The 11,195-nt window shown below is 36.6% G+C and carries 15 protein-coding genes; 14 read left to right on the top strand and 1 reads right to left on the bottom strand.

Features of this window, described 5'->3' with window-relative positions; translation table 11 throughout:
• The first annotated feature begins 169 nt into the window (after window positions 1–169).
• The 11 genes from ACFCYJ_RS11370 to ACFCYJ_RS11420 all read left to right on the top strand — a co-directional run bounded on the left by ACFCYJ_RS11370 (window position 170) and on the right by ACFCYJ_RS11420 (window position 6,603).
• The gene (locus ACFCYJ_RS11370; RefSeq protein ID WP_285400502.1) at window positions 170–379 is read left to right on the top strand and encodes a stage III sporulation protein AC; all 210 of its coding nucleotides are present in this window, start codon (window positions 170–172) and stop codon (window positions 377–379) included.
• A gap of 4 nt (window positions 380–383) precedes the next feature.
• Window positions 384–761 carry a hypothetical protein gene (locus tag ACFCYJ_RS11375; protein ID WP_079561815.1) on the top strand — a complete coding sequence of 126 codons (378 nt, stop codon included), beginning with the start codon at window positions 384–386 and terminating at the stop codon, window positions 759–761.
• A gap of 12 nt (window positions 762–773) precedes the next feature.
• On the top strand, window positions 774–1,685 hold the full coding sequence (locus ACFCYJ_RS11380; RefSeq protein ID WP_376074088.1) for a stage III sporulation protein AE: 912 nt from the start codon (window positions 774–776) through the stop codon (window positions 1,683–1,685).
• A gap of 1 nt (window position 1,686) precedes the next feature.
• Window positions 1,687–1,830, top strand: coding sequence for a hypothetical protein (locus ACFCYJ_RS11385; RefSeq protein WP_323647094.1), 144 nt, complete (start codon window positions 1,687–1,689; stop codon window positions 1,828–1,830).
• Window positions 1,831–1,894: 64 nt separating this feature from the next.
• A complete protein-coding gene (locus ACFCYJ_RS11390) occupies window positions 1,895–2,314 on the top strand; it encodes a hypothetical protein (RefSeq protein WP_376074089.1) in 420 nt (139 codons plus the stop codon).
• A complete protein-coding gene (locus tag ACFCYJ_RS11395; RefSeq protein WP_376074090.1) occupies window positions 2,315–2,875 on the top strand; it encodes a SpoIIIAH-like family protein in 561 nt (186 codons plus the stop codon).
• Between the two features lie 200 nt (window positions 2,876–3,075).
• Window positions 3,076–3,570 carry an acetyl-CoA carboxylase biotin carboxyl carrier protein gene (accB, locus tag ACFCYJ_RS11400; RefSeq protein ID WP_376074091.1) on the top strand — a complete coding sequence of 165 codons (495 nt, stop codon included), beginning with the start codon at window positions 3,076–3,078 and terminating at the stop codon, window positions 3,568–3,570.
• A 13-nt stretch (window positions 3,571–3,583) separates the two neighbouring features.
• Window positions 3,584–4,942: an acetyl-CoA carboxylase biotin carboxylase subunit gene (gene accC, locus ACFCYJ_RS11405; RefSeq protein ID WP_376074092.1), complete on the top strand. Its 1,359-nt coding sequence runs from the start codon at window positions 3,584–3,586 to the stop codon at window positions 4,940–4,942.
• A 347-nt stretch (window positions 4,943–5,289) separates the two neighbouring features.
• A complete protein-coding gene (locus ACFCYJ_RS11410) occupies window positions 5,290–5,652 on the top strand; it encodes a hypothetical protein (RefSeq protein WP_376074093.1) in 363 nt (120 codons plus the stop codon).
• A gap of 60 nt (window positions 5,653–5,712) precedes the next feature.
• A complete protein-coding gene (locus tag ACFCYJ_RS11415; RefSeq protein ID WP_376074094.1) occupies window positions 5,713–5,913 on the top strand; it encodes a hypothetical protein in 201 nt (66 codons plus the stop codon).
• A gap of 279 nt (window positions 5,914–6,192) precedes the next feature.
• Window positions 6,193–6,603 carry an Asp23/Gls24 family envelope stress response protein gene (locus ACFCYJ_RS11420; RefSeq protein ID WP_376074095.1) on the top strand — a complete coding sequence of 137 codons (411 nt, stop codon included), beginning with the start codon at window positions 6,193–6,195 and terminating at the stop codon, window positions 6,601–6,603.
• An 86-nt stretch (window positions 6,604–6,689) separates the two neighbouring features.
• On the opposite strand, the gene ACFCYJ_RS11425 is transcribed toward ACFCYJ_RS11420, so the two are convergent.
• Window positions 6,690–7,859: an MFS transporter gene (locus tag ACFCYJ_RS11425; protein WP_376074096.1), complete on the bottom strand. Its 1,170-nt coding sequence runs from the start codon at window positions 7,857–7,859 to the stop codon at window positions 6,690–6,692.
• Window positions 7,860–8,499: 640 nt separating this feature from the next.
• On the opposite strand from ACFCYJ_RS11425, the gene nusB reads away from it, so the two are divergent.
• From nusB to ACFCYJ_RS11440, 3 genes are all read left to right on the top strand, one after another.
• Complete coding sequence (gene nusB, locus ACFCYJ_RS11430) at window positions 8,500–8,880, top strand: transcription antitermination factor NusB (RefSeq protein ID WP_376074097.1); 381 nt, start codon at window positions 8,500–8,502, stop codon at window positions 8,878–8,880.
• A 33-nt stretch (window positions 8,881–8,913) separates the two neighbouring features.
• Window positions 8,914–9,780, top strand: coding sequence for a bifunctional methylenetetrahydrofolate dehydrogenase/methenyltetrahydrofolate cyclohydrolase FolD (gene folD, locus ACFCYJ_RS11435; RefSeq protein ID WP_323647073.1), 867 nt, complete (start codon window positions 8,914–8,916; stop codon window positions 9,778–9,780).
• A 131-nt stretch (window positions 9,781–9,911) separates the two neighbouring features.
• Complete coding sequence (locus tag ACFCYJ_RS11440; RefSeq protein ID WP_376074098.1) at window positions 9,912–10,727, top strand: undecaprenyl-diphosphate phosphatase; 816 nt, start codon at window positions 9,912–9,914, stop codon at window positions 10,725–10,727.
• The last annotated feature ends 468 nt before the right edge of the window (window positions 10,728–11,195 follow it).

Raw genomic sequence — 11,195 nt, forward strand, 5'->3', positions numbered from 1 at the left:
GGTACTTTTCAAAGGTGTCTAACATCTGCTGAAAGAAGTTAAGCTTCCGGACGTAATTAAACCGAGGCATCATTAATTTCATAAAAATACGAAGATCTCTATACGTATGTATGGAGGTCTTTTTTTTGTGGAAGCAACATATATTGCTGTACACGAGGGGGCGTATGAAATGGAATTACAAGACGTATTAAGAGTCGCGGGAGTGGGACTAGTAGTTGCGCTTCTTCATGTCTTCTTTGATCAAACAGGAAAGAAAGAATTTTCATTTTTCCTATTTTTCATTGCCTATTTATATATGACAGCGGAATTACTGCGATTTTTACGTCTATTTTTTAGTGAGATCCTTACATTCTTTCAATGGCTGACCTCATCAGGGTAGGTAAATGGAAATTGTCATCGTTGCTGTTGTCATGTTGCTTTTATTATTGCTTATAAAAGAAGTCATACAGCCACTCCATGCGCTAATTAGTGTTATGTTTTCGTTTTTGCTATTCGGTATGTTGTTTTCGACACTCTTATTGCCATTCATCAAGCAATTACTTGAGACGTTAGCTTTTTTACCTTATGCAAAAGCCATTGTGGTGAGTGCTAGCCTTTTTTATATTGGGCAATGGGTGTCGATGTTACTGGTAGAACAAAATTATAAAGTACTCGGGCATATCGTCTATGATGGGGTCAAAATTGTTATTTTGTTGTACTGGTTTAAGGAATTTTTGGCTGTTTTACAGGAGGTGTCGGCCATTTTACAACGGCTAAACTAAGGGGCGAAGACATTGCTAGAGCAAATATTTTCGTTTTTAACTGATCCATTCTTTCTATTGCTGAAGATGACGCTTATTTTGTGTGGCTACGTCATTATTATTTTGATTGTCAATATGATATTACCAGAATTCGAAAAAGGGACAAGGATACTTTTTTTTCTTATAGTCCTTGCAACAATAGGACCCGTCGTTGTGAGTTCATTTAAATTAATAGATGAAATCGCACAGGGACTTGCTCATATATTTACTGCATTTTATCCCATTCTTACTTCAAGCTTTCTTTTATCAAGTAGTATTACAGCGATTGCTTCTTGGCAGCCTTTTTTACTTTTTTTTGTACAAGTATTAACGATTATTAGTAGTAAATGGCTTATTCCGGGAGTGCTATTTGCTATTGTTTTTGATGTTTGCAGTGTCATTGTTAAAGAGATTTCGTTTACTAGAATTGCTGAATTGATTCGTTTTACCATTATGAGCATCGTCTCGGCATCGGTTATTTGTTACATCATTTTAATGTCGGCGAGTGGTGTTGCGGCTTTTAGTGTCAACGCCGCTGTTGCAGAGCCTGTGAAAAAATTAATAGAGGAAAATATCCCAGTTGTTGGTTCCTTTATAGTAGATAGTTTTTCAATGTTCCAGCATATGACACAATTTTCTTCTTCTATTAGTAGTATTACTGCGTTTATAGCGGTTATTACCGTGTCGTTCATTCCTACAGTGCAGCTTGTTGTCAGTGCCTATTCGTTGAAAATGTTAGCTGCTATTTTAGAGCCAATCGCCTTTGATGATATTTGTAGACTACTAGATCATGTTAGTAAATCTCTATTTACATTATGTGCTGTATCATTTCTAATTGCTTTTTCATTTATGTTTTCTTGTTTATTCCTCATCGTTTTTGTGCAAGTTATGGCTGGGGGGAGATAAATTGATTCTTTTATTGGCAATTCTCTTTATCTGTCAGATATTCGTGTTTCTAACAGAAGATAAAGAAATAATTTCACTTACAAAGCTTGTCATTACGTTAGTATTTTTGCAATTGCTATTAAAGATTCCATTTATCAATTCATAGGAGGAAACAAGCGTACATACACTTGAAAAAGAGAAGAGATGAAAGGAGGCAATGTACAAGTGATGTGGAAAAGAAACGAAAAAAAACAACGTCATTTATAGTCTTAATGCTTATCGCTGCCTCCGTGGGGATTTTCATCATTTTACCAATGTATCAAACGAATACAACGAATGGGCAAGTAACACCGATAACCAATGAAGAAAAACTTGAGCAGACATTGAAGGCTATGAAAGGTGTTGGGGAGGTAAAAGTCTATTTTTATTACGGAGATATGACAGATAAGAAGGATGACAATCAACTATTCAGTCAATATTTTCGAGGAACTGAACAAGGCACGAAAGAAGTAACAGGGATGCTAATTGTTTCAGAAGGAGCATCTGACATCTTTGTTAAAAATGAAATTCGTGCGGTTGTTAGTCAAGTAATGCAATTACCGATTCATCGAATTATTATCGTTCCAATGGAAAATAAGGAGGAAAAGTAAATGCGCGTACGTAGAAGAACAGTTTGGTTTATGACATTATTAAGTCTAGTAGCGGTTATTTCAGTGTATTATTTGGTTGATCCAGCAAAACAATTTAATGGACTAACTATTTTCACAGATGACGCATTACAGCAAACTGCAGTAACGGGTGTGACTGATCAAGAAGCAACGAAAGAGGGAGAGACGAAGGAAGTATCTTCACCAAGTCATTTATTTGAAGAGATGCGCATGCAAGTTAGTGATGAAAGAAGCCAGCTTCGTTTGCAATTAGAGCAGAAAATCGGTTCACAAGATCACTCAGCAGAAGAAAAAAGCAAGGCTTATAATGATATGGATAATCTTATAAAACAAGAATCCTCTGAAGCAATGTTAGAAATGCTTATTAAATCTTTAGGCTACTCCGATGCATTTGTACGAGCAGACGGTGATAAAGTACAGGTAACCGTTATGGCGGAGGAGCTATCAAAAGCTCAAGCAAATGAAATTATTTATTTGGTAAGAACTGAGATGGAAGGCGCAAATGACGTCCAAGTAAAATTCAGTGCAAATAATAACTATTAAAAAATCAAGAAAAATATTAATATTCTGTTTATTTGACAGCGTTGTTATATATCAGTATCATGAAAAGGCTTTCGTTTAGTAAAAGAAAGCCTTTTGTTTTGTTCATATTTACTTAATTTTCATTAAAGTATTTCAAATTGTTCGAAAAAAATATAGAATAGTGCTTGTAGTAGATTTTATTTCATAAGGAGATTAGGAAAATGTTCAAAATTCAAGAAATTCGTGAAATCATTAAATTGGTAGATTCTTCTTCAATTGACGAGTTCGTTTATGAAGTAGACGGGGCAAAAGTTAAATTAAAAAAGAATGGTGTTGTTGTTACTGAAACTGTAGCACCTAAAAAAGAAGTAGCGGCACCTGTTGTACAACAATCTGCATCAGCAGCTCCTGTAGCACCAGCTACTCCAGCAAAAGCTGAAGAAGAACCAGCTGCACCAGTAAATAACGACCCATCGTTACATAAAATTGTATCTCCGATGGTTGGTACTTTTTATCAATCTTCAAGCCCGGATGCACCAGCTTACGTTAAAGTGGGGGACAAAGTTGGGGATGAAACAATTGTATGTATCGTAGAAGCTATGAAACTATTCAACGAAATTGAAGCAGAAGTTCAAGGGGAAATCGTTGAAGTACTTGTTAAAGACGGTGAATTAGTAGAATATGGACAACCATTATTCCTTGTAAAAGCTGAGTAAGGAGTGCACAACTATGAAAAAAGTTTTAATTGCAAACCGCGGCGAAATCGCTGTGCGTATCATTCGTGCTTGTAAAGAGTTAGGCATTCAATCTGTTGCCGTATATTCAGAAGCAGACGCAGACGCATTACATGTGAAATTAGCAGACGAAGCATATTGCATCGGACCAAAGCTGTCAAAAGATTCATATCTTAGCTTCCCAGCTTTACTTAGCGTGGCAGAAAAAACGGGTGCGGACGGTATCCACCCAGGTTACGGTTTCGTATCTGAAAACGCTGACTTCGCTGAAGCTTGTGAAAACGCAGGTATTAAATTTATTGGACCTTCATCAGATTCAATTAAAATTATGGGTATTAAAGACGTTGCACGTACAACAATGGAAGCAGCAGGTGTTCCACTTGTTCCGGGTACTGGTATTGTTCCAGATATCGAAACAGGTAAAGAATGGGCTGCTAAAATTGGTTACCCAGTGATCATCAAAGCAACTGCCGGTGGCGGCGGTAAAGGTATCCGTGTAGCACGTACAGAAGAAGACCTTGTAAAAGGTATTGAAATTACGCAAAAAGAGGCTGCTGCAGCATTTGGTAACCCAGGCGTATATTTAGAAAAATTCATCGAGTACTTCCGTCACTGTGAAATTCAAGTATTAGCGGATGGCTATGGTAACGTTGTACATTTAGGTGAACGTGACTGTACAGTTCAACGTCGTATGCAGAAATTAGTAGAGGAAGCTCCGTCTCCAGCGCTATCTTCAGAGCGTCGTGCAGAGATGGGTGCGGCTGCCGTTAAAGCTGCCGAAGCTTGTAACTATGAAGGTGCTGGAACAATCGAGTTTATTTATGACTATCGAGAAGATAAATTCTACTTCATGGAAATGAATACTCGTATCCAAGTAGAGCATCCAGTAACTGAAATGATTTCTGGTGTAGATCTTGTACAACAACAATTAAAAATTGCATCTGGTGAAAAACTTCCTTTCACTCAAGATGATATTCAATTAAATGGATGGGCAATTGAATGCCGTATTAACGCAGAAAATGCTTATAAAAACTTCATGCCATCAGCTGGTACTGTAGATACTTACGTAACTCCAGGTGGCTACGGTGTACGTATTGACTCTGCAGTCTATGCTGGTTATACAATCCCACCATACTATGATTCTATGGTTGCAAAACTAATTGTTCATGCCAATACACGTGAAGAAGCGATTGCGAAAATGAATCGTGCGCTTAGCGAATTTGAAGTATCTGGTCCTGGTATCAATACAACAATTCCATTCCACCAAGCATTGATGAACAATGACGTTTTCAAATCAGCACAATTCAATACGAAATTCCTTGAAGAGAATGATGTTTTGGGGACAAGTAAGTAATTGATTTGTGGATTTAGGGAATAGAATAGGGAATAAAACACCTATTAAAGTTCGCAATTTTATGACCTTCTAACTTTTATTAGTTAGGAGGTTTTTTTGTCTAAAAATAAGCAGAGAATAAGGATAAGTCTTTTCTAAGTGCTTGCTAGGGTTGTTATAAGCTAACTCAAAGTTAAAGCGGTAGACCTTATCGTGTTGCCTGTAGCAACAGTCAATCTCATTTATGCGCAATACCCATTCCGCCACCAATTCATGATTTTCTATGTTACAATATCTTGTAGATAGAATTTTCAGTTATTTGAGAGGTGGGTTAAACTTCATTGAAAAAATTGTTATTTTTAGTGCTTTTGACAATATTTCTTTTAACAGCATGTAATTCATCAACGTTAAGTTTTAGTGAAATTGAGATTGTTCCAGATAAAGTGCAAAAGGCAATTGATGGAAAATATACACTTCAAAAAATCAATGTAGTAGATAAGGATATTTCTTATGTCGTTTTTCAATCAAAAGGAACGGTTACATCCGATCTTGAAACGCAAGGTGATAATACATTAATAATAAAGTTAGATGTTACGAATCAACAGGTTAATGCAATAAAACAGCATGTCTATAAATTAACTTTAGACCCAGACCTTGATACGATTGATATTCATATCAATGGTAAGTCAACAACTATTGATAATGTAACAGGGATAAAAGAAGGCTATTAATGATTTTCAACAGCCATCACACATAAAGAGGCGTTTACAAATAATGAATAGGGTGATTGTATGGAGGGATTTGAACTTTCATTTAAAAACAAAGCAGTACGAGTTTGGTTTTATACGATGCTACCTGCAATTATTTTAACTATTGTCCTTGATATTGTTTTGCCCAATGAGCAAAGTAGATATATTTCATTAGGTTTATCACTAGTTACAATTTTATACTTTGTCTGGTTTGTGATTTATTCTAAAAAGAAACGCAAATAATATTTAAGATGGTGAAGAAATCTTCATAGATTTCTTCACTTTTTGTTTTTATCGAGAGATTAATTTATTTGATCGCTAAGTTTTGTTGATTTATCGAATAAAACTTCGGGTTTATCGCCCAACTTTTTATATTTATCACCCGACTTCTTAAATTTATAGACATAAACCTGATCCAAATAAATTAAAGCGTCTTTACGAAGCCAAACCTTCCTTTTTATAGTATAATAAGCGTAAGTACAGCATTTGTTTGTGATGTGTAAGGGAAAGGATGATATTTGTATGGCAGAGAAAGTAGGACAATCTTTCGTACAACCAACGCCTTCTGGTAAAGAAGAACTTGGGAAAATTGAAGTAGCAGCGGAAGTAATCGAGGTTGTTGCTGGAATCGCAGTGAACGAGGTAGAAGGGGTCGCTGCCACTCGCGGTAATATTGCTACTGGCGTAGTAGAACGCTTCGGTAAAAAAGTTCACAATAAGGGCATTAAATCGGGTGTTACTGAAACTGGTGAGATTGCCATTGATGTATTTTGCTCTGTAAAATACGGCTATACAATCCCGAAAGTGGCGAAGGAAGTACAAACTCAAATTCGCCAAGCAATTTTAAATATGACAGCACTTGAAACAGCTGAAGTGAATGTTCACATTACTGGCATTCTCTTTGAAAAAGAAGAAGTAACTGTACAAGAATAAAAAGAAGGGTTGCCTATATAGGGCAATCCTTCTTTTTTAACGTTGTTAATGGAAATTGTTCAGCAGTGATTAGTATTGCTATTTTATTATATTTCAATATGCTTTGGTTTTCTCCAGAACAAAGCAAGGATAACGCCGAGTGTTAAAACAATTGTCGCGAAGTAATATGGGTAGTTCAAATTGATATCGAACAATACTCCACCTAAAATAGGGCCAAAGATATTGCCAAGACTTGTAAACATGGAGTTCATGCCACCAACGAACCCTTGTTCATTACCAGCTATTTTTGATAAATAAGAGGTAACGGCAGGACGAATTAAATCGAAGCCAACGAAAATAAAGAATGTGACAAATAATATTGCGAAATAGTGGCTTACAAATGTCATAGCAAATGTTAAAACAGCAGATAGGACGAGTGAATAACGGATAAGATTAATCTCGCCCATTTTCTTTGTTAGCCAATCGAATAAAACTAGCTGAGCAAGAGCCCCGACTACTCCGCTTCCCGTAATAATAATCGCGATATCTGAAGGTGTAAATGCGAATTTATGATCAACAAATAGGCTAAATAACGATTCAAATGCAGCTAAACCAAATGATAATACGAAAATAAGCACGAATGGAATAAGGTATAGTGGGCTGAAAATACGCTTCATACTGCCTAAAATTGATGGTGCAGATTGTTCATCATCGGCAGCACGTGTCGGTTCTTTTAGTAAAAAGAATGACAAGAGCGCTGCTAAAAATCCGAGTATACCAGCAGCATAAAACGGTAAGCGCGTTCCGAATTCGGCCAAAAATCCACCGATACCCGGTCCAATAATAAAGCCAGTACTAATCGCTGCGCTCATGTAACCCAATGCCTTTGGACGTTGTGACAAGGTTGTAATATCAGCGATATATGCAGTTACCGCAGGCATGATGAAAGCAGCACTGATACCACCTAACATACGTGAGATAAAGAGTATTTCAACTGTGCGTCCAAGCCCGAATAATAGCTCTGAAAAACCGAATATAAAAAGACCCGCAACGATCATAATTTTACGGCCAATGTTATCCACCATTTTACCAGAAATCGGCGAGACGATAAGTTGAGTGATAGCAAATGCGGCCACCATATAACCAACGACAGAGCCTGAAATTTTCAGCTCATTCATAAGTGTTGGTAGCACAGGTATAACTAAACCAATACCTAAAAAGGCAATGAATAAATTCGATAATAAAATACTTAAGGTTAAAAGTTGTTTCTTATTCATATTGTTCTCCTTCAATCTTTCACGATACATGAATCAAAGTCTACTAGAATATTTCCAAGTAATACAATAAACCCTATAGTAACTATAGAGTCAAAAGATTTGTTTTAACTTTTTATAAGTGTGGAAGTATTCGTTCGCGGTTATACAAAGTGTTATATATTTCTTTCATACGATGTCAATGGAGCAGGCATATTTATTTCTCTACGTTCATTCATAAAATGCCCTTACTGGTAAGAGCTAAAGAAGTTTCATATCGCATCAAAATGAATTTTATATTTACAAATATCGCAGTAAAATAGGCGGGATTTGCGTTCGTTCTTTGAATTGCTTATATTGTTCCTCGCCCTCATATAACTTGAAAGTTCTTTTACGGCTTGTACATATAACTTCATAATGCGTAATGAACACCTAAAAAAATGATGTTTAATTTCCTTAATTATAACATTCTTGGTATTTAAACAATAAAGGTTGATTTTTAATTTCAATATATTTCTTAGAAAAGTTAATTGCAGGGTGTTAAAATAAGCAAAAAGTTGCTTGAAAAAGGTATCAGATTATTTAAAACTTGCTTGAATTCGTGTTTCTCTCACGAATTTATGCTATTATAAACCTTAATGCCACTTAAGAAGGAGAGCTTTACATGAAACGACATGAAGCACGCGAAAAAGCGTTGCAAGTTTTGTTTCAGCTAGACAATACCGATCTAACAGTTGAAGAAGCAATGGGTCATATCAAAGGCCAACCAACAAATGTCTTCTACGAAAAGATTGTTACTGGAACAGTTGAACATTTGGAGGAAATCGATGCTACTTTAGAACAGCATCTTGAAAAGTGGTCACTTGCCCGTTTACCTAAGATTGAAAGAACGGTTTTACGTCTAGCTGTATACGAAATTTTATACATGCCAGAAACACCAAAAAGAGTAGTACTTAATGAAGCAATCGAGTTATGCAAAACATTTGGAGACGATGGCTCGTCGAAATTTGTCAATGGCGTACTTTCTAAATTTACAGAACAATAACATGTGTTGAATTGGAAGGAGTAACTAAGGTCTATGTCAAGTGCAATTATTAATGGTAAAGAAATTGGTCAAGAAATTCGTAATTCAGTAGCAGAGCGAGTAACGCGTTTAAAAGAGCAAGGGTTAACACCAGGCTTAGCGGTTGTTTTAGTAGGAGACAACCAAGCCTCGGCTACATATGTGAGAAATAAGCAAAAGTCTTGTGAAGCCATCGGTATGTTTTCGGAGCTAATTAAACTACCAGAAGAAACTACACAAGAATCATTATTAGCACAAATTGAATTATTAAATAATCGTGAAGATATTCATGGTATTTTAGTACAATTACCACTCCCAAAACATATTGATGAGGATATTGTTATTGCCACAATTGCTGTTGAAAAAGACGTTGATGGCTTCTCACCAGTAAGTGTTGGGAAAATGATGCTTGGCCAAGAAACATTTTTGCCTTGTACCCCGTTTGGCGTAATGAAGCTTCTTGAATATTCAGGAATCGAAATAGCAGGAAAGCATGCGGTCATCGTAGGTCGTAGTCATATCGTTGGAAAACCAATGGGACAACTTCTACTACAAAAGGATGCAACCGTTACATATACGCATTCCAAAACACCAAATTTACCTTCGTTCACTAAACAAGCAGATATATTAATTGCGGCAGTTGGACGTGCAAACTTTATTACGAAGGAGCATGTTAAAGAAGGCGCAGTTGTTATAGATGTTGGAATTAATCGTGATGAAAACAACAAGCTTTGCGGTGACGTAAACTTCAATGAGGTTGATGGAATTGCGTCTCATATTACACCTGTACCAGGCGGTGTAGGACCAATGACAATTACTATGTTACTATTCAACACAGTTCAAGCTGCAGAAAATAAGCTTGCACATATAGTTAAGCTATAATTTTGAATGACTCTTTATAAAAAGCTATCTCAATTTTATTGAGGTAGCTTTTTTGTAAGTATTTCGAGAACTTTCTCTTCGTTTTTAACGTCTAATATAATGTTTGGGTCATACATAATAAGGAGGTTTTTATGGAAAGCATAGATTTAATACTGATCATCAAACATATTATTATCGGTCTTGTACAAGGATTTACAGAGCCAATTCCTGTATCATCTAGCGGACATGTTATGATTGCAAGTGAAATTCTTGGTCTTGGTGAGCAAGGTTTTACATTTGCTATTTTAACGAACACAGCTTCTTTACTGGCTATTGTCTATATTTATCGAGAGGATATTGTCCGACTCATCACAAATTTTTTCCTTTATCTTAAAACAGGAGAGAATCGTTATAAAGCTGATTTTCGTTTCGCCATTTTCATAGTAATTGGTTCTATTCCAGCGGGCGTTTTAGGTGTTTTGTTAAGCGATGTTATTGCGGATAATGTTAGTATGACGACGATTGCACTTATGCTATTTGTGACAGGTATTGCCCTATGGCTAATCCGTAATATGCGTGGTACGAAAAGGGATGCGGATTTGACTGCGAAAGACGCCATCATCGTAGGTCTTGGTCAAGCTGTAGCATTAACACCTGGTATTAGTCGTTCAGGAGCAACGATTATTTCAGCCATTGCAGTTGGTATGAAACGGGAAACCGCTTTGCGATTTTCCTTCATGCTCTATATTCCTGTAAGTCTTGGTGGGGTTGTCCTTGGGATTTCTGATTTTTTAGGTGAGCCAAATAAAGGTGCATTAGCAATTCCTTATGCTGCGACGTTTATTGCGACATTATTTATGACTTATTTTGCAATGCGTTGGTTTATGGGAATCATGAAAAGTGGCAAGCTTAGCTACTTTACATATTATTGCTTTCTTGTAGGTACGCTTCTGTTAATATTTTATTAATTTAAAAAGCCTCGTAACTTTATTAAGTTGTGAGGTTTTCTTGTTTTTGAAAAAATGAAATGGTAGGTATTCTTCGTGAATGTCTTAGCGTTTAAATAAGGAGGTTACTGTTCCAGGCTACTCGCCATAATAGAAAAGAATAGACTTATAACAGTGAAATGATTGTACCTTTGCTTTTACTACTGCTATGTTTCGGTTTTATTGCTGTCGCATAGAAAACAAATGTTGCTGCTCTTACCGTCGCTCGGGCGGTTCAATCCGTCGTTCCGGCAGTACTTACCGTCACTTTGGCAGATCTATCTGTCGCTTCGGATTCTTACCGTCGCTCGGGCGGTTCAATCCGTCGTTCCGGCAGTACTTACCGTCACTTTGACAGATCTATCTGTCGCTTCGGATTCTTACCGTCGCTCGGGCGGTTCAATCCGTCGTTCCGGCAGTACTTACCGTCACTTTGACAGATCTATCTGT

The sequence above is a fragment of the Lysinibacillus sp. NPDC056232 genome, assembly GCF_042267565.1.
In the GTDB taxonomy this organism is placed as follows: Bacteria; Bacillota; Bacilli; order Bacillales_A; family Planococcaceae; genus Lysinibacillus.

What these genes read in the sequence shown, in the direction of transcription:
- accB (WP_376074091.1), top strand. Translation starts at nt 3,076, where the DNA reads ATGTTCAAAATTCAAGAAATTCGTGAAATCATTAAATTGGTAGATTCT.
- accC (WP_376074092.1), top strand. Translation starts at nt 3,584, where the DNA reads ATGAAAAAAGTTTTAATTGCAAACCGCGGCGAAATCGCTGTGCGTATC.
- ACFCYJ_RS11420 (WP_376074095.1), top strand. Translation starts at nt 6,193, where the DNA reads ATGGCAGAGAAAGTAGGACAATCTTTCGTACAACCAACGCCTTCTGGT.
- nusB (WP_376074097.1), top strand. Translation starts at nt 8,500, where the DNA reads ATGAAACGACATGAAGCACGCGAAAAAGCGTTGCAAGTTTTGTTTCAG.
- folD (WP_323647073.1), top strand. Translation starts at nt 8,914, where the DNA reads ATGTCAAGTGCAATTATTAATGGTAAAGAAATTGGTCAAGAAATTCGT.
- ACFCYJ_RS11415 (WP_376074094.1), top strand. Translation starts at nt 5,713, where the DNA reads ATGGAGGGATTTGAACTTTCATTTAAAAACAAAGCAGTACGAGTTTGG.
- ACFCYJ_RS11370 (WP_285400502.1), top strand. Translation starts at nt 170, where the DNA reads ATGGAATTACAAGACGTATTAAGAGTCGCGGGAGTGGGACTAGTAGTT.
- ACFCYJ_RS11395 (WP_376074090.1), top strand. Translation starts at nt 2,315, where the DNA reads ATGCGCGTACGTAGAAGAACAGTTTGGTTTATGACATTATTAAGTCTA.
- ACFCYJ_RS11425 (WP_376074096.1), bottom strand. Translation starts at nt 7,859, where the DNA reads ATGAATAAGAAACAACTTTTAACCTTAAGTATTTTATTATCGAATTTA.
- ACFCYJ_RS11440 (WP_376074098.1), top strand. Translation starts at nt 9,912, where the DNA reads ATGGAAAGCATAGATTTAATACTGATCATCAAACATATTATTATCGGT.
- ACFCYJ_RS11375 (WP_079561815.1), top strand. Translation starts at nt 384, where the DNA reads ATGGAAATTGTCATCGTTGCTGTTGTCATGTTGCTTTTATTATTGCTT.